11 protein-coding genes are annotated in these 18,317 nt (G+C 49.9%); 4 read left to right on the top strand and 7 right to left on the bottom strand.

All coding sequences use genetic code 11. The features are described 5' to 3' along the window. Window positions 1–20: 20 nt before the first annotated feature. The 6 genes from L2725_RS05320 to L2725_RS05295 all read right to left on the bottom strand — a co-directional run bounded on the left by L2725_RS05320 (window position 21) and on the right by L2725_RS05295 (window position 11,184). Window positions 21–611 carry a hypothetical protein gene (locus L2725_RS05320; protein ID WP_249248017.1) on the bottom strand — a complete coding sequence of 197 codons (591 nt, stop codon included), beginning with the start codon at window positions 609–611 and terminating at the stop codon, window positions 21–23. A 288-nt stretch (window positions 612–899) separates the two neighbouring features. Further along, a complete protein-coding gene (locus L2725_RS05315; RefSeq protein WP_249248015.1) occupies window positions 900–3,233 on the bottom strand; it encodes a M4 family metallopeptidase in 2,334 nt (777 codons plus the stop codon). Window positions 3,234–3,566: 333 nt separating this feature from the next. Further along, a complete protein-coding gene (locus tag L2725_RS05310; protein WP_249248013.1) occupies window positions 3,567–5,675 on the bottom strand; it encodes an MtrB/PioB family decaheme-associated outer membrane protein in 2,109 nt (702 codons plus the stop codon). A gap of 13 nt (window positions 5,676–5,688) precedes the next feature. Further along, window positions 5,689–6,630 (bottom strand): DmsE family decaheme c-type cytochrome, encoded by a 942-nt coding sequence (locus L2725_RS05305; protein WP_283164234.1) that lies wholly within the window; start codon window positions 6,628–6,630, stop codon window positions 5,689–5,691. Window positions 6,631–6,734: 104 nt separating this feature from the next. Next, on the bottom strand, window positions 6,735–8,717 hold the full coding sequence (locus L2725_RS05300; RefSeq protein WP_249248011.1) for an OmcA/MtrC family decaheme c-type cytochrome: 1,983 nt from the start codon (window positions 8,715–8,717) through the stop codon (window positions 6,735–6,737). Between the two features lie 271 nt (window positions 8,718–8,988). Further along, entirely contained in the window at window positions 8,989–11,184 is a 2,196-nt protein-coding gene (locus L2725_RS05295) for an OmcA/MtrC family decaheme c-type cytochrome (RefSeq protein WP_249248010.1), read from the bottom strand. Window positions 11,185–11,602: 418 nt separating this feature from the next. Here L2725_RS05295 and L2725_RS05290 point away from each other — a divergent pair, with 418 nt between their 5' ends. From L2725_RS05290 to glnS, 3 genes are all read left to right on the top strand, one after another. Next, complete coding sequence (locus tag L2725_RS05290; RefSeq protein WP_249248009.1) at window positions 11,603–11,842, top strand: FeoA family protein; 240 nt, start codon at window positions 11,603–11,605, stop codon at window positions 11,840–11,842. Next, window positions 11,835–14,132 (top strand): Fe(2+) transporter permease subunit FeoB, encoded by a 2,298-nt coding sequence (gene feoB, locus L2725_RS05285; protein WP_249248008.1) that lies wholly within the window; start codon window positions 11,835–11,837, stop codon window positions 14,130–14,132. Before L2725_RS05290 ends, feoB begins: the two co-directional genes overlap by 8 nt. Window positions 14,133–14,297: 165 nt before the next feature. Beyond that, window positions 14,298–15,968 carry a glutamine--tRNA ligase gene (gene glnS, locus L2725_RS05280; RefSeq protein ID WP_249248007.1) on the top strand — a complete coding sequence of 557 codons (1,671 nt, stop codon included), beginning with the start codon at window positions 14,298–14,300 and terminating at the stop codon, window positions 15,966–15,968. Window positions 15,969–16,057: 89 nt separating this feature from the next. On the opposite strand, the gene L2725_RS05275 is transcribed toward glnS, so the two are convergent. Beyond that, window positions 16,058–16,654, bottom strand: coding sequence for a Yip1 family protein (locus L2725_RS05275; RefSeq protein ID WP_115135616.1), 597 nt, complete (start codon window positions 16,652–16,654; stop codon window positions 16,058–16,060). A gap of 1,099 nt (window positions 16,655–17,753) precedes the next feature. On the opposite strand from L2725_RS05275, the gene L2725_RS05270 reads away from it, so the two are divergent. After that, window positions 17,754–18,317, top strand: a 564-nt coding sequence (locus tag L2725_RS05270; protein WP_249248005.1) for a hypothetical protein, incomplete at its 3' end; no start/stop codon positions are given.

The following is an 18,317-nucleotide window of genomic DNA, read 5'->3' as shown; positions in this document are numbered from 1 at the left end:
TTTGTTGGTCTCTGTTTATATCAGGCGCCACCGGCCACAAGCAAACTCACCTTTTGGACTGTCCAGTACAGGAACATACTGATGGATGGGATCAGCGCGATGACAGCAACCAGTCGTGCTTTTAGGTCCTGAGCATAGTTAAGTGCCACAGCTGCGACGGCAGCAGCAACTATGCCTATTACCGGGATAATCATGCCAGGCAGCATGAGAGCGAATGCCCCCAGGGCGATCCAAAGCCCACTGTTGGGTGTAGGTTGTTTGGCTGAAGATTTCAGCAGCAGCGGCATTAGAGCAAAGCCGCTGGCAATCAGTATCGCACCCAGTTTAAGTATCATATCTGCGGTGCCGGCATTGTCCTTTACTGCCAGAACCATTGCCGCCAATGGCATCAGGATACTGATCCCGGCATGGATGCGGGCAAAATCTCTTCTGCTGTACGGGCCGGTGAAGTAAAACAGCCCCTGCAATACCATGTTGAGCAGGGTGAAACTCCCCAGCCCCAGAATGATAAAAATAGACGCCATGGTGCCGGATGGATCAAATGCCATTACCGGAAAAGTGGGTAACATCAAGGCTGCTACTGCAGCCAGAGTGATAAAAGGTGTACGCATCTACTGAGAAGTTTGATTTGAGATGAGCTTAAGATGTGTGAAACCCTGATTTGAATCAAGTATCAGTAAACGCTTTTTCAGGGAGTTTGAATTCGGTCACAGCGGCAGCTTGTTTCTGTGAGCCCCAAAAGGGCAGGGCAAAGGGGCAATTTATAGGTCAGTCAAACTTCAGCTCTGTGAATCAGTCGTACTGATAAAACTGAGTTGATTGCAATTCTGATGTTTTGTTTTGTGCAGAGTCAAAAAAATGGGGCCACAAAGGCCCCATTTGGACAAGTTTAACTGTTATCAGTCAATGGTGACATTGATGGTGTTGGAGCAGGCTCCATCGGCTTCACACACTCTGTAGTTCACATCCACAGAGTCACCACCGCCGACACGGAATCTGTCGTTGAAGCGTTCGCGGGATGTTGTGCCAACCATCTGATCATCTCGGTAGACTTCGTACATATCGGCGCTGCCACCTTCCCAAGCTAAAGAAATACGCACACTGCCGCGGCGTGATTTAAGCGCTCGGGTAGACTCCAGCATGATGTCTGAGTCCGGTACTGTAACGTCAAAGTTCTGAGTCACTGAGTCCTGAGCACCATCATCATCGGTAACTGTCAGGGTCACATCATAGTTACCTGAGGCTGTGTATCTGTGGCTGACAGATTCACCGCTGCCGGTTTCACCATTACCAAAATCCCAGCTCCAGGAAGCAATAGAACCGTCACTGTCAGTACTGGTGCTCACAAAGCTACCTACGGCACCGTCCCAGGTGACATCGAACGATGCAACAGGAGGTTCGTTTGGCGTTGGCTCATCACCATTGTAACTACCGGTCAAAGACAGGTCGGAATAACCACTGTAGGCATTAATCATTACCCAATAGGTGCCTTCAGCTGCTGGGTCTATGGCGCAGGTTTCGTTGCTGCTGCCACTCCAGGAGCGACAGTCGAAGTCGCTGGTGGTTGGTGCCTGGCCAAACTTCACATACAGATCAGCATCACCGCTGTCACCGGCGGTAACAAAATTCAGATCTGTCGCATCCGCAGGTACTTCAAGGGTAAAGTACTGCTTGTTGCCTGTTGCTCCTGACAGTCCGGTTACCGGTACACCATTGGTCAGTGGGTCAGCCTCTGGTGGTGGCGGTGGTGGTGGCGCATCACAAGGTGTGAGGCCAACAACCGCGAACGCTGCATCAACATCTGCAGTGCTGTAACCCTTATCGGAGGCCGCAGACTGCACACCACAGGCGCCTTCATACATCAGGCTGTTTGGCTGCCAGTAAAGTTGATTCGCGACAACAAAGACTTCGAATGCCTTGCGAACATCCCAGCCATCTGTGTTGGCCAGGGTATAGAAGGCCTTATTGAAGATACCTGAGCTGAAGTGAACATCCATACCATCGGCATAGTCGTCGATATGACCGATTGAACGACCATCCCGGGTTGGGTCGTCGAAGTAACGCAGCGCACCATCGCCTTTAAAGATAGTACCGCCGACCAGCCAGTCATTGGTGCCATTCATAAAGAACTCGGCAGCTTCACCCGCCATATCCGAGAAAGCTTCGTTCATTCCACCGGATTGGTTGGCGTAAACCAGATTGGAGTTTTGCTCGGTAAAGCCATGGCTCACTTCGTGAGAAGATACGTCCAGTGAGACCAAAGGATAGAAGGTGGTAGCACCATCACCAAAGGTCATGGCACTGCCATCCCAGAATGCGTTTTCATAGCTGTTACCGTAATGAACCCGCATGGTCAGCTGGAAGGTCAAAGGCGCAGTGTTGTACCACTCACTGTACATGTCGTACACCACACCACCGAAGAAGTGAGCGTCATTAAGTGGTGAATAGGCGCCGTTGATCTCTTTAACTGTGTTGCGCGGACAGTCATAGCTGAAGGCAGTGCTGCCTGAGGTACCATGGTTAAGGTTGACCGTTTTAACGTTGTCGTTGTTCATGGTACAGGTGCTGCCACTCTGCTCAACGTCGTTAAAACCAAAGTCAGTACCATACTCGTACTGGCCGGTTTTCTCATTACCACCAGGGCCTGTACCGACTTCAGCATGGTTGATGCCATCCCAGCTTTGTAAAACCTTACCTGAGTGAGCATCGATAATGCTCATTGGACGGCTGACGTGATGACCATCTTCAACTACATGTGAAGTGATATAGACCAGGTGGGTTTCGCCTGAGGCCATTGGATACAGCCAGAGTTTGGCCTGTTCATTGCGGATGTTTTTGGCCGCCTTTCCTGACTTGAAGGTTTTGGCTAGGTTCAGGGCTTGAGCCCTGGACAGTGACGGCTGAACGAACTTTTCAGCATTCTCTATGCCTGTCAGTACCTTACCACTTAAGTCAGAGTACCCCTTATTCGACTTGGCGGCGGCGACAGACATACCATAGACGGGTACCCCTGACACATATTGCTGCAGACGCTCTTTGGTTAAGCCTTTGCCCAGGTTGACTGAGCGGACTGCTTTCAGCTCATTCCCTTTGTCCAGTCCCAACATGGCTACAGGGCTGTTGCCACTTTTCAGCATCTGAACCTGGGATACATCGACGACGTTGGCGGCATGAGCCAACGACAGGCCGCATCCCATTGCCAGCGCGAGGGCGGTTAATTTGGTTTTTATCATGTTATTGATTGCCTTCTTCCTGTGAATGAATACAGCATTGAATGGCGCTTAGCTGAAGCTGAAGGCGGGTTCAAAATCCATTCTGTAATTTGACATCCTGTGTTACGGCAAGGCCGTATAGAAAGTTGACGCTTCATTCGGAGGGAAGGTCGTAATCACTATGCTAGTGCTGGCGTGAGTCGGGGGACAACTACACCAAAGCCCTATTTTTAGTCTTGTAAGTCATTGAAAATGGTCAATGACTCCTTTTTGGTTAGGAGTTAGGTATTAGGCAACCGGAAGGCGTTCAGGCAATAAAAAAGGCCCCGCAGGGCCTTTAATATCAGGTTTTGACTAGAGTTTATATTGCAGACTCACCATCACCAAATGTGCATTGTAGTCATGGTTCAGGTTGCCAAAGCTCAGCACATTCCAGATATCGTCCGGTGCTATGCTGTTGGCAGGGTCATTGTCTTTGTACTTCTCCATGCGGTAGTCCATCCGCAGTGTCGCCTGCTCGCTGATAAGGTACTCACCGTACAGGTTCAGGCTGTGGGACCTGGAGTAGTAGTCACCATAGCTACCCGTGATGCCCTGAGTCACCTGAGTATTACTCTTGGAGTCGCCATAGTTGTAGTCGACACCCAGAGTCAGTTTGTCTGCCATCAGGTTGTCGTAACGGGCTCCAGCACCGATATAGCTGAACTCATCTTCGATGTTACTGGTCCAGGTTGGGCCGCTGAAGTTGCTGGAACCATTTTGCTGTGACTCTATGGTTTGAGCGCCGTAGAAAGCAGTCAGCAACAGATCTTTGCCGGCTTGCCAGCTGAGGCTCAGGTCGTAGCTGAAATCTTCAGACTCAGTCAGACCAATCTCAGTTTCATCGTAGTCATCCAATGCATAACGTGTGCTCAAATCCAGGGTGACAGTGTCGACTGGCGTATGAGTCACGGTGAACTCAAAGGCAGTACGTTGACGGTCGGCCAGATTGTAACGGCGCAGCAGTTCGTTATTTTCAGTGGAGGTCAGTTCAGAAGCCTGGAAGCGGGAACCATCTCGCATACCGTAGTCAGCTTTCAAACGGAAATCCCAGTTTTCCAGGCTGGTGTAGTTCAGGCGAGCCCAGAGATTGTTCTCATCTGTGACTTCGCGATCCTGATAACTGCGGTCATCACGACGATATTCATAACCACCATCCAGCTTCACCCCTGAAGTAATACGATAATCAGCCTGCAGTTTGGCACGGTGACGGCTATGGTCATAAGGCACGTTGTAGGCCACGGTACCGTTGACGTTGTTGATGCTGATCTGGGTCCACTCTTCGACCTGGGTCTGGTTATCTCTGTCGTAGTAGTCATAGCTACCCTGGAGGCGCAGACTGCGGGTCAGACGATAAGTGACCCGGGTATCGATACCTGTCAGGTCAACCTGGGCATCGACAGCTTCTGCAGGCAGTTGATAGCCATAGCCAGAAGTGACCAGGGGCTCATCCTGACTCATCTGACCCAGATAGGCACGGCCCTGCAGCGACATGGTACCGTCGTTGTATACACCTGCCAGAGAAACTGTATGGGCTTCATTGTCCGGATCCAACGCCATGTAGCCTCTGGTTTGTGCGCCAAAGGTTGGGTTAAAGGCGTTATCAAAGGCCAATACGCTGTATTCATTTTTAAATACAGAACCTGAGTAGGACAGGGCGGTAAACCAGTAGTCGCCACGCAGTTTGATACCGGCTTCGAGAATATCTGTGGTGTAGTCCACTGGCTCTGCCAGCATCATCGACTGATTGAAGAAACTACCGGAGGCAGTCTTCAAACCCGTTTTGTTTTCACGCTGGTAATCCACATAGGTACTCCACAGGGAGTCACCCTCGAGGTTAAAGCCGATACCTGCGCGCTCACGCTTCAGTGACAGCTCAACAGGGTTAAGGCTGGTGGCCAGCATAGTCATGCCGTCTGTGGTACCGGCCGTCACCCAGTTGGACGGCAGCGTCAGATCATTGCCACCAACACCCTGATAAGGGGTTAATGCATCATCTGTCGTATACGTCTTAATGGTGCGGTAGTTCAGGTTGATATCGTACTGACCTGCTTTACCGGCACTCAGCTCGGCGCGGCTGGAGTCCATGCCCAGGTTCAGGGCGTTAAACTCGGCCTGGTAGCCGGATTCAGACTTATAACCAACATCTGCATTGAGTTTGTAGGCAAAGGTATCATCAGTACCCAGGGCATTAGCTGCGTGGACGTCATCCGCATCGGCATAGCCTACGCCAACGGTGATAGTGCCTTCAGTCCCGGTGTTGGCTTCGCAGCGGCCACACTTCCAGGCCGCAAATTTAACTTTGGCTGTATTGGCATGGGCCAAACCATAGCTGACGACCTGTTTGGTTTCAGTTTCAGCCGCCATCGCACTGCTGCTTGCCGCCAGCAGGGCGAGGGTAATCAGATTGAGATTAGCTTTCATCCTTGTCTCTCCCTTAGCGCTGCAGCAGTTTGCCGGATGGGTGGTTGGAACCGTGAACCTGGCTGTGGCAGTTCAAACAGCTGCGTCCGCCGGTAAAGGCATTGTTACCTACCTCGCCACCGAAAGGCGTGTTGCCCAGATAAGCGGCAGAAGCATGGCCATCGCTGGCGTGACACTGCTGACACAACTGAGGTGCACGGGTCTTGAGCATGCCGTCATTCACGCTGCCATGCGGGTTGTGGCAGCTGACGCAGTTTTCGGTTACCGGTGCATGCTCCCACAGCTTTGGGCCGCGCTTTTCAGCGTGGCACTCGTAGCAGGACTTATTGATGGAAGGCTTGTTCAGATCGGCTTCAGCCAGCGTACCGTGTGGGTTGTGACAGTCGCTGCAGGTCATTTCCGCCCACTTCATTGGGTGAGCAGAGCGCTTGTGCAGATCGGCTTTTTGCTTGGTATGACAGTTGGTACAAACTGCCACTTCAGTCTGTTTTTCCAGCACAGGGTCTTTAGCTACGTGAATATTGTGACAGTCGGCACAGGCAACATCTGCGTTGTCATGGTGTCCGCCATTCCAGTTCATGCGTTCATCATCCTGGTGGCAAGACATACAGACACTGTTTTGCTTTTCCGGGGACAGGCTTGATTCAGAACCAAAGGTGATCATCGGCTCTTTACCGCCACGGTTGTGGCTACCCATAGGGCCGTGGCAGGCTTCGCACTGCAGACCAGCCATTGGTCCCTTGCTGTGGGTCATGTCGCCGTGAGGACCTTTGAAGATATCCATGACTCCTTCGCCCTTGCGGTGACACATCAAACAGGAGTCAGCACCTTTGGGAGAGTACTTACCTTCGACGAATTTTTTGTCGAGAACAGCCTCGACTTCCTGAGGGGACATTTTATCGTCCCATTTGGCGGCTGTAGCAGGCATAGCGGTGGCGAAAGCCATTACAACCATTGCCAGCAAGCCTTTTAGAGTTTTATTGATTTTCATAGTGATTCCCTGCGAATGCGTTAAGTGACAGACAGGGGCAGCAAGGCTGCCCCTCAGGCCGTCAGACCTTACATCTGCACCGCACCGTGGTTGGCAACGGTAGGCTTGTGGCAGAACAGACAGGTTTCGGTTCCTGCTACTGCAGCGTCATTGGCTTCTGCGAATGTACCGTCAACAATTGCACCGAAGTTCTGCAGATCGTTCAGGCTATGGCCCATATAGTCGCTGCTGTGACAGGAGGTACAGGTTGCCGTGATTGGAGTGGTGTAACCCCCTTCAGTTGCCAGAGCACCTTTCACTTTGTAGGAATCCAGGTTGAAGTCGTTGTGACACTGAGCACAATCACCACCGATCAGGCCGTAGAAGTCGCTGTGAGTCTTGTGAAGTTTCATTTCCAGCGCACCACGGTTACCACCAGATGCGTAGGTTCCGTGTGGGGTGTGGCAGGATACGCAGCCATCAACACCAACCACTTCTTTGCCGTCTACGATGCGGGCTAACTGGTCACTCAGCACAAAGCCTGGGTGGTAGCCTTTGTGCATGTCGAAGCTGTCACCATGACACTCGATACAGGTATCGAAGTTCACAGAGTCAGTGTGGCGCATGGAAGGTGCTTCACCGGTTTTGGTGGCAAACACCAGGTCGGCTTTCATCCCTGTATATTCTGAGCCTTCAACGCAATCAACAGCTTGCTTGCCATCGTTACAAACGCCCAGTCCAATGAAGGTAAAGGCTGTGTCTGTATCTGCGCCTGTGGCTGTTACCGGCAGGGTGGTGGTGTTGGCAACCAGGCGGTTGTCGACAACTTCTACGCCATCCTGCAACTGACCTGCTTTAACCAGGTTAATCACCACTTTTTTGTAGTCTGTTTCCGGAGCAGGGTTATAACCCATGATTGGGAAGTTTGGTCCAACGTTGGTAATGGTTTCCAATTGCTGGATTTGGCCAATCATCTTTTGCACATCGACAGGGTTACCGTTGATATCGACAATACCAACGCTGATGGTGCCTATGTTATCTGCTGAAACGCTCAGGCTTGAATCCAGTCCGTAGCTGTTAATGAAGTCACGCTTATCAGTTGACTTAGCCAGATGGATCTCTTCTGTCCAGCTGGCATTGTGACAGGCGATACAGTTGGAGTTATCGCTCTGGGCCGGGTGGCCATTGCCTGTCTTGAAGTCGATGTCAGTGTGACAGCTGGAGCAGGTTTCCATGGTGGGCACGCGAGACCAGTTGCCCCATTCTGCCAGTTCATGGTTGTCATCTGCAGGCTTGATGTGGCAAGCCTGACAGTTGTCCTGCACGATAGCGTGGGCGGCAACGGCATCCTTGCTGCCATCTTTGCCCCATGGTTTGGCGCTGTTGTGGACATTGTGGATCAGGTGATTGAAACCAGCTTCTACTCTGCGATCTGCTGCCAACTCATCATTGTGGCAAGTGATACAGGTATCGAGATCGGTATAGCCGTGGTAAATCTTCTTGGTGTCAGTGTGACAGGTGTTACAGGTTTCTGCGGCGACTACATTTTTTGTGTACTTGGCGTCGCTGCCATCGCTGGCCATGTCTTCTGTATATTCAGTGCGGGGTACTGAGGTAGTGCCATCCAGCAGTGTCGATGCAGCGGCGATGAGATTGTATCTCTGGGTCAGTTCAGGATTGAAACCTTCAGTTTCAACGGTGAACGTATAGCTGCCATCTTTGTTATCGGTGAAAACCTTTTGCGAACCAATGATCTGCCAGGAAGCCGCGTTACCTGCGCCAGTGGCTCCTACAGGGATCAGTTGGGCGACTTTTTTAATTTCAAAGTCTTTAAGACCAACAACCGGAATGTCTTCTTCATTGGTAGCAAATACTGTGACGGTTGTTGTTTTGTCGCTGTGGCTGATGCCAGTAACATCAAGATTCAGCTGGGCAACTGAGGTGGCTGCCGGACCGCCCGGATTTCCGGGGTTACCAGCATTGCCATCATCACCACCACAACCAGAGAGGGCGACGGTCAGGGCGCCTGAAGCGACCAGCATAGCCAATTTAGTGTATTTAGTGTTCATCATTTGTTTCCCTGCATAGTGATACACCTTCCAAGAGTTGGCTGTCTATGCAGCTCTTTTTTATAAATCTATTAAAGACTTGGATAGGTGCTGGAATTTAATTCCCCACATAAAAAGTACCTTTTTATGGTGGAAAAAGCTGCAGAAGAGGCCCCAGAGTGTGAACTGGATCCGGCTATTTCTTTAGAGGTATAAATCTTGAGTGGAGATGGAAGCGGATAGATAAAAAAGAGGGAGGCCAAGCCTCCCTCATTCAGATTTCAGGGAAAGGTTTTTACCAACCAAATCCCCAGTTTTTGTGCTGTTCAAGCAACTTGTCGCTGGTGTGACAGGTTGAACAGGTTTCTGGACCTGCAGCTTGGGCTTCTGCGTCATAATCTGAAGCGGCAACACCAAGAACTTTAACCTGCTCTTCACCAACGGTCAGAGTGTTGACCTCAATCACACCACCAAATGACTTGATATGACCCACAGCAGCGTCACTGAGTGCATAAGGAGGCAGGTGACAGCTCACACAAGCAGCAGTCTGAGGAGAAACCACAGTTTGCTCATTGGATGCACCGAGACGTTGGCCATCGGTTGTGCCAAATGCCACTGGTGCAGCATCACCGGCAATCTTATTCAGACTAAAGCCGTCGGTGCCGTGGCAGCTTTGACAATCAGTCTTCTTGAAGAAGCCGTTGAGGTAGTGTTGGCTGTGAACAATGTAAGCCAGATTGGAAGGGCCCTGACCTTTCTTGTCGCGGGTACCGTTGTGGCAGCTGGCACAACCGTCCATATCATGGCTGTATCTATGGGTAATAGATGTGGTGTGACAGTCCTGACAAGCCTTCATCTCAGCATGCTGAGTTCGAGGTGTAGTGGCGTTATCCTTGCCTTCCCAGGCTGTACCATCCTGATTGAAGTAGAAGGTGTCGCTGACCAGGTAAGGAGCGGACTGCTTTCCACTGTCCAAATCCGCGGCCACACAGTCTGTGCGCTTACCTTTTGACTCATAGCACACATGCAGCTGGCTGGACATGGCGACAACAGCATCACCTGCCAGAGCCTGGGTTACTTTGTAAGTCGGCTCTGCAATAACAGCCTGGATGCTGCCATCTTCCAGTTGGGTCAGGTTGTCGAATCCAACTTTCTGATAGTTCACATTGAAGTCATCACCGCTAATACCGTTGAACACAACTGCACTGTTATAGCCGCCGTACTTGTATGGGCGAGGGTCGATTTGGGACAGAGGTACCAAATCTTCGCCATCCATTACCTTAAAGTTGGCGGTGACAGACAGCTTGTCAGCTGCAACATTCACTGAGTTAAAGACGACTTTCAACTGAGTGGAATTGGCATTGGCGTTTTCGGTGTAATGGCCTCGCTCAGCGCCACGGTAACCTTCGCCTTCTGCGCTGTGGCAGCTGACGCAGTTTTCTTTACCTTCGGCAATTTGGCCTTTGTCACTGTCCCAGTGCCAGGAAGGAACTGCGTACGGACTGTTGTGACAGTTCATACAGGTTGCAGTATCCAGATCAGCCTTCCAGGCATCAGCCATGGCCAGGTTTTCATCAGGCTGGTGACAGGTCAGACAGTTACCACCGGATTGAGGGTAGATGCCGTTGTAGTACTCATGACTGTGGATATCATGAGCCATACCTTTGATAGAGCCGTCAAAGACGTATGGTTCGCCTACAGGCTGACCATTCTCATCTTTATCCTGCTTGGAATAAGTGTTGTAGTCTGCGTGACAGAAAGTACAGGACTCCAACGTGGTATGTTTTCCACCATGGAACGCCAGCTCGCCGGCATGGCCAGGGCGGTGGCAACTTTGACAGGTTTCGTTGGCGATAACGGCCTTAGGTTTTTCCTGAGCAGTGTCTGAACTTGGCTGCCAGTAGAAGAAGCTGTTGTCACGCAAGGTTGCACCGGCGGTGTTGCTTGCCTTGATGCCCAGATAGATACCATTGGTCACATCAGCCACATAGGCGTACTTGTCCAGAGTATCTATCTCTTTATTGAGGACAAGCGTGTATGTGCCATCGTTATTGTCGGTCAGACAGTCTTCGCAATCGCCACCTTTAAAATAGGATGAGCCGGTGTAGTGACCGTCACCTTTGTCTTTATTGAAGTAGCTCAGCCAGATATCTCTTGGCTTGCCTTCCAGATCTGTCAGGCCCACTTCATCTTCAGTGCCCATACGACCAAAGGATACAGCAGAGATATCGGTATTTTTCAGCGCCAGGACTGCTGCACCGTTGGCATCGCTCAGGGAGAAGTTTACTGTGAGGATGCCAGTATCACTGACAGAAGCTGAGGTGATTTTGGCTGATACTGTGGAAACTGCTGAGATGGGAGAGCCTACAACACCATCTTTACCGTCTTCACCATCATCCCCGTCACTGCCACAGCCCACCATAGCCATGGACAACATGCCGGCACCCAGCAGCGCGAGATAGCTGCGTTTCAGGTTAAACCGTTTCATCATAATATTTCCCTGCAATTGTTATATTCATCATCTTTTCATGGGCTTAGCTAAATAAGCCCTTAGAAGATGTATGGAATTAGTTTTCCAACGACAAGGCTAACAAATGCGCGATTTTTCGCAGGTGTTTTAGGGCGGATATGTGAACTGGATCTGACTATTTCTTTATAGGTATTTGGCGTGCTGATGTATTGATTGATAAGTGTTTTTTGGCAGGAGGTTAAGCCTGGGTTCAGGCTTGTCATGGGAGGCGTTGAGTCGCTTTCGACGAAAGCGGAGCGGGGTGACTGGTAATCACAATTGAAAACCATTATCGTTTTCGCTTGAAAGCTTGATCAAGATAAAACTTTTCTCTGATTGGCTGGGGTAGAATCCCCACAGTTTTTCTGGCAACCCGTATTGCCAAAGGTGGAAATCGTACATGAAGTTAAGTGAACTCAATCCCGGTGATATCGCCGTGATTGCTGACATTGGGCATATTGAGCTGCCTCAAACAGTCAAGCGCAAACTCCTGTCTATGGGGATTACCCCCCAGACCAAACTTACCCTTATCCGTCGTGCGCCAATGGGCTCGGGACTGGAACTGGATATTCGTGGCAGCAAGCTGTGTATGCGTCGCGATTTGGCCGACATTATTGAGGTAGTAAAAACCAATGACTAAGCAGTTCCATTGTGTGACGGTCGGTAACCCTAACGCCGGTAAATCCACGCTTTTTAATGCTTTGACAGGTGCCAACCAGCAGGTGGGTAACTGGTCTGGTGTAACAGTTGAGAAAAAAACTGGTCAGTTCAGCCTGAACGGCGCCGAAGTGTTCCTGACTGACTTGCCCGGGATTTACGATATTCTGCCTGCGGGCAACCAGTGTGATTGCTCCCTGGATGAGCAAATTGCGCAGCAGTATCTGTCTGAACAGCAGATTGATGGCATTATCAACCTGGTAGATGCGACCAACCTGGAGCGTCACCTGTACCTGTCTGTACAGCTGCGTGAGCTGGGCATTCCTATGGTGGTGGTGATCAACAAAATGGATGCTGCGCTGGAGCGCGGTATTGAGATTGATTTTGCCAAAATGAGTCAGGCACTGGGTTGTCCTGTTATTGGTGTCTCTGCTCGTGAAGGCACTGATATTGACCTGGTTCAGGCCAAGTTTGTTGAGCTGCTGGAAGGCAAAATCGACGAATCACCTTTGATGTTGGATTATGATGCAGCCATCGAAAGTGCTGTGTCTGTTGTCCGTGAACGTCAGCCGGAGTTGGGTCGTGGACGTGCACTGGCCTTGTTCGGTCACGGTCTGGGATGTGGCGCTTGCGCCAATGGTCAGCTGAGTCATGAAGTAACGGGTTGTGCCGACAAACTCAAGGCCGAGGGCAAGGATATCGAAGTGATGATCGCTGGTCGTCGCTACGAGTTCGTTGAGCAGATTTTCAATGCTTCTGTGGTAACCAGGCCCCACGAAACCTTTAGCGCCAAGTTGGATAAGGTGGTGTTGCACCCGATTATGGGCGTACCTATTTTCCTGTTGGTGATGTATTTGATGTTCCTGTTCGCGATTAACGTGGGCAGCTCTTTCATCGACTTCTTTGATATCACAGCGGGCGCTGTGTTTGTAGACCACTTCGGTGCTCTGCTTGCCAACATTGGCGCTCCTGAGTGGCTTATCACCATTCTGGCCGGAGGCGTCGGTGGCGGTATTCAAACCGTAGCGACCTTTATCCCGGTTATTGCGGCGCTGTTTTTGGCGCTGTCTGTATTGGAAAGCTCAGGCTATATGTCCCGCGCCGCATTCGTCATTGATGGTCTGATGCGTCGTATTGGTCTACCGGGCAAAGCTTTCGTGCCTATGATTGTGGGCTTTGGCTGTTCTGTGCCTGCTATTATGGCGACCCGTACCCTGGGTAACGAACGCGAGCGTATCGTGACGGGTATGATGGCGCCATTTATGTCCTGTGGTGCCCGTCTGCCAGTATACGCCCTGTTTGCAGCGGCCTTCTTCCCTGAGAGCGGTCAGAACCTGGTATTCCTGCTGTATATCATCGGCATTCTGGCGGCTATCGGAACTGGTTTGCTGCTTCACCATACTTTGCTGCCAGGTAGCTCAAGTGCGGTGGTGATGGAGCTGCCAGACTATGAAATGCCAAAGCTGAAGCCAACCTTGAAACGTGCCTCCAAGCGCACCAAGGGCTTTATTATGGGCGCGGGTAAAACCATTGTGGTGGTGGTGACTCTGCTGAACTTTGTTAACTCTATCGGTACTGACGGTAGCTTCGGTCATCAGGACAGCCGGGATTCTGTGCTGAGTGTGGTGAGCCAGAAGGTAACTCCTGTATTTGCTCCTATGGGTCTTGAGCAGGACAACTGGCAGGCAACTGTGGGTATCGTGACCGGTATCTTCGCCAAAGAAGCCGTTGTTGGCACCCTGAATAGCCTGTACTCACCAGCAACCGGTGGTGATGACGGCGATCTGACACCGCTGAGCGAGAGCTTTACCGAAGCGCTGCATACTATTCCTGATAACCTGTTTGGAATTAATTTGCGAGATCCTATGTCTCTTGATGTGGGAGATGTTTCAGACCAGCAAGTCGCGGCAGAAGAGCAGGGTGTTGATACCTCTACTTTCAGTGCGCTGCAGGTTGGTTTTGGCACTACGCTGGCAGCCTTCTGTTACCTGCTGTTTGTACTGCTTTATACGCCATGTGTGGCAGCAATGGGTGCGCTGGTTAACGAATTTGGCATGCGCTGGGCTCGCTTTGCAGCCCTGTGGACCTTCGGTCTGGCTTATGGCGTTGCTACCTTCGTTTATCAAGCGGCCAGTTTTGCGGCCCACCCGGTAAGCAGTGCAGCCTGGATGGTTGGTTTGGTTGCAGCATTGGTTGCCTTCTTCTTCTGGCTGAAGCGCAAAGGACGTCGCACCCAGCAGATTATTCCGGGCGTTAAAGTGATTACCGGATAATCATGTCGGGTTGTTAATGTGCAAAAGCAGCCTGCGGGCTGCTTTTTTGTTATGCTTTTCGGCCATAGTTTGGCGGCATTTTTTCTAACAGCCATTGTGTAAAAGCAGGATCTGTAGGATCATGCGCCATTGATTATTTTGCCACTGTTCACCAAGAGGAATTCCATGAGTCACGTGGACAACGAAGTTCGTCCAAGCAACTTCATCCGTAACATCATCGATGAAGATCTGAAAAGCGGTAAACACTCCAGTGTACACACCCGTTTTCCGCCTGAGCCGAACGGCTTTCTTCATATCGGTCACGCTAAATCTATCTGTTTAAACTTTGGTATCGCCCGTGATTACCAGGGTGAGTGTAACCTGCGTTTTGATGATACCAATCCTGAGAAAGAGAACATCGACTATGTGAACTCTATTCAGGCAGACGTCCAGTGGCTGGGATTCCAATGGAGCGGTGACGTTCGTTACTCGTCCAACTATTTTGACCAGCTGCACGGCTATGCGGTTGAGCTGATTGAAAAAGGTCTGGCTTATGTGTGTTTCCTCAATGGTGAAGAAACTCGCGAATACCGTGGCACCCTGAAAGAGCCTGGCAAGAACAGCCCATATCGTGACACCCCTGTTGAAGAGAACCTGGCGCTGTTTGAAAAAATGCGCAAAGGCGAATTCAAAGAGGGTGAGTGTACTCTGCGTGCCAAGATCGACATGGCATCACCATTTATGTGTATGCGTGACCCGGTTATCTATCGCGTGAAGTTTGCCCATCACCATCAGACTGGTGACAAGTGGTGCATTTATCCAATGTACGACTTTACTCACTGTATCTCTGATGCGCTGGAAAACATCACTCACTCCCTGTGTACGCTGGAGTTCCAGGACAACCGTCGTTTGTACGACTGGGTGTTGGATAACCTGAACGATTTCCAGGCTCCTGATCGTACCCGTCAGTACGAGTTCAGCCGACTGAACCTGGAATACACCCTGATGTCCAAGCGTAAGCTTAACGATCTGGTGGTACGTGAACTGGTTTCCGGTTGGGACGACCCTCGCATGCCGACTATCGCTGGTCTGCGTCGTCGTGGCTACACTCCGGCGTCTATCCGTGAATTCTGTAAGCGCATCGGTGTGACCAAGCAGGACAACCTGGTTGAAGTTGGCATGCTGGAAGCCTGTATTCGTGAAGAACTGAACGAACATGCACCACGCGCCATGGCTGTTATCAAGCCAATCAAGGTCGTGATTGAAAACTTCCCTGAAGGCGAGCTGGAATATGTGTCTGCCCCGGTTCACCCTAACCACCCGGAGATGGGTAGCCGTGAACTGGCATTTGGTCGTGAAGTTTACATCGACGCTGCTGACTTCCGCGAAGAAGCCAATAAGCACTACAAGCGCCTGGTAATGGGTAAAGAAGTGCGCCTGCGTAACGCCTATGTGATCAAAGCAGAGCGTTGTGACAAGGATGCAGAAGGTAATGTAACCACTGTCTACTGTACCTATGATCCAGAAACTCTGGGCCAGAATCCAAGCGACGGTCGCAAAGTGAAAGGCGTTATTCACTGGGTAGAAGCCACTACTGCTGTACCGGCCGAGTTCCGTCTGTATGACCGTCTTTTCAGCGATGCCAACCCAGGCGCAGCAGAAACTGTTGACGAAGTACTGAACCCTGAGTCACTGGTCATTGAGCATGGTTTTGCCGAGGCTGGCCTGGTTAATGCCAAAGTCTGCGAAGCTTATCAGTTCGAGCGTGAAGGTTACTTCTGCGCTGACAGCAAGGATTCCACGCCGGAAAACCTGGTGTTCAACCTGACTGTTGCACTGCGTGACTCTTTCGCTTAATCGTGTAAGTGATTAACTGCTGAAATTGAAAAGGCCACCCATGGGTGGCCTTTTTGTTTTTTGCGTATGTAATCAGGTATTTGTCATGTCTATTGGATAGCAGGGCCGAGGCCGTAGGACCAGAGAATGACACTGGTCGCCATCAGCGCAACCAGCAATACCAGGCCACAGGTCACCACAGAGCTGGCGTAGATAAAGCCTTTCTCTTCAGGGATCTTCATCAGGATGGGTACGCCGGTATACAGCAGATAAACTGAGTAACTTAAGCCCGCCAAACCAACCAGCATAATAAACCAAAGTATTGGATACAGAGCCGCAAAGCCCACCATAAACAGAGGTGTTGCTGTGTACACTGCCAGTTCAAGTGCCTGGGTATAACTTGGGTCGGCGTCAAAGGTTTTGGCCATCCAGAATACCAGATAGGCCAGTGCGAATACGCCTGCGATCAGTCCGAAGTACATACCTACGGACATGAACAGGGCGCTTTGCTCAGTTAGAAACAGTGGCTCACCTGCACCCGGGTTCCAGCCAATACGGGTATTGGCAATATAGCTGCAGATTGCCGGTATTAGAGAAATAAGGAGGATGTGGCTCAGACTGCTGCCGGTTTTTTCGTGATTGCGTTCAATTGCTTGCCATTCCTGCTTGGGATGAATATACAACCCCATCAAGTGATTCAATATCATTATAATTATCCTCGTTTAGCTGAAACCTTGTGCTCGCCAAACATCAGACGAACTGATACTGCACACCTCTAGTTATTAACTAAATTTTAACTTGGGTCAAGAGGCAAGATGTGAGTGATCACTCTGTATATACATCTGAAGCTGTCAGGTATTTATCCTTCAAACTCATAGGTTTCTGCACTAACGCCAAATCATGCTTTAAAATTACCCCTATAAACCATAGGGATATGTGCGCCCTCGAAGAGTCGATTGTGTGTGACAAACTTGCCAGGTCTATGTTGTTGTGACGTCAGGCTGGTGGTGTTCGATAAGCAAATAGTTTCCGAATTGATAAGATTTATTGTTTACAAGATAGGGTACCGAGAATAGTAGAGTATTTTCTTTGGTTTCAATCGCTCTTTCGAATATCGTACACTTTTCTAGTTGTCTCTTTGGCAACATTTGCGATGCACATACACCAGCATCGAGTTTTTAGCTTCTGGTATGTTCTTTATTCAGGTGATTAAGTGACTGAATCCTCTGAGTTAGTCAGTAACAATGCAAGGAAATCCTCAAGCTCCTGTGCAATAAGGGCTATTGATTGAGTTTTCAGAAATAGTTTTATCAATGTACTCGAAGTTACAGACCGCTGTGAGCAATGTAAGGTAGTTATACTTGTGCTTACGTTAGATATAAATTACATTAAAAACAAATGGTTGCCGGTGTTCTGTAATGGTGTTTGGGAGCGCCTGCTAATGGAAAGCGATAGCTATTATGGGGAGGCAAAATTGGACGTGTGGTGCTAACAGTAAGATATGTGGCTATTACTGGCTCAAACTTAAATACGTATTCTCGATGTTACATAGTACTTACACAATAGATTTAACCATAAATAACTATTTCCCCTCATCCCGCCCAAATAATATTCTCCCATCAAATTTGTCTGGGTCTATCTGGCTTTGATTGCTGATTGCTGGCTGTTGGATAAGAGCCCCTAAATTTGATTCTTTACTATGTCCATGCTTAACCCGATTTAGAGCATGAACAAGGTGATGAAGAAAGGAGTTAAATGACTATTTACTCCAAATATCAACTCTTTCCTCAGTTTTAGTAAACCGAAATGAAAATTAAAAAACTCGCAATTTTGTGCTCCTTCTTTGGTACATGTTCCTTGGCAACTGCTAACGAAGTGGTTCTCCCTGATGGTTGGTCTGCAACCGCGAATGCCTTGCATACAGGGGTAGTAAATATTCATGATGCTAACGGTAACATGTTCAAGTATATCGTGGATGAAGATACCACTTTTACTAGCACTGGTGGTGCGCCCGCGGTAGATGTTATTGCTAATAATAATATTACTTCCGATATGTATGATGAGGTCTTAGGCCACAACCAAAATGTCGCCGATATGAATGGTGACCTGCAAGGTACAGTGGATAGTATGAACCTTGCTATGGCAGGTGCAGAAATGCCAGAGTGGGGTCATCCGGAAGCAGGTGGTGGTTTGCTGCCGGACTTTACTAACCCTTCAGAAGGTAACCCATCAGAGGGTGAGGGTTCTGGTATCAACCCAGACGGCTCTGGTGAACTGGAGCCGGGTTTTGAACAAGACCATGGTATCCACAATCCTGGTTCAGGCACTGGTGGTGAAGTTCCAGACTTTACTAACCCTTCAGAAGGTAAC

This window comes from Shewanella corallii, assembly GCF_023349125.1.
Classification (GTDB): domain Bacteria; phylum Pseudomonadota; class Gammaproteobacteria; order Enterobacterales; family Shewanellaceae; genus Shewanella; species Shewanella corallii.
This window is presented reverse-complemented; position numbering and strand designations above follow the sequence as displayed.

Bases quoted from the DNA above. Each gene is read 5' to 3' on its own strand.
- L2725_RS05310 (WP_249248013.1), bottom strand. From the start codon at position 5,675: ATGAAAGCTAATCTCAATCTGATTACCCTCGCCCTGCTGGCGGCAAGC.
- feoB (WP_249248008.1), top strand. From the start codon at position 11,835: ATGACTAAGCAGTTCCATTGTGTGACGGTCGGTAACCCTAACGCCGGT.
- L2725_RS05320 (WP_249248017.1), bottom strand. From the start codon at position 611: ATGCGTACACCTTTTATCACTCTGGCTGCAGTAGCAGCCTTGATGTTA.
- L2725_RS05290 (WP_249248009.1), top strand. From the start codon at position 11,603: ATGAAGTTAAGTGAACTCAATCCCGGTGATATCGCCGTGATTGCTGAC.
- glnS (WP_249248007.1), top strand. From the start codon at position 14,298: ATGAGTCACGTGGACAACGAAGTTCGTCCAAGCAACTTCATCCGTAAC.
- L2725_RS05305 (WP_283164234.1), bottom strand. From the start codon at position 6,630: ATGGTTGTAATGGCTTTCGCCACCGCTATGCCTGCTACAGCCGCCAAA.
- L2725_RS05300 (WP_249248011.1), bottom strand. From the start codon at position 8,717: ATGATGAACACTAAATACACTAAATTGGCTATGCTGGTCGCTTCAGGC.
- L2725_RS05315 (WP_249248015.1), bottom strand. From the start codon at position 3,233: ATGATAAAAACCAAATTAACCGCCCTCGCGCTGGCAATGGGATGCGGC.
- L2725_RS05275 (WP_115135616.1), bottom strand. From the start codon at position 16,654: ATGATATTGAATCACTTGATGGGGTTGTATATTCATCCCAAGCAGGAA.
- L2725_RS05295 (WP_249248010.1), bottom strand. From the start codon at position 11,184: ATGATGAAACGGTTTAACCTGAAACGCAGCTATCTCGCGCTGCTGGGT.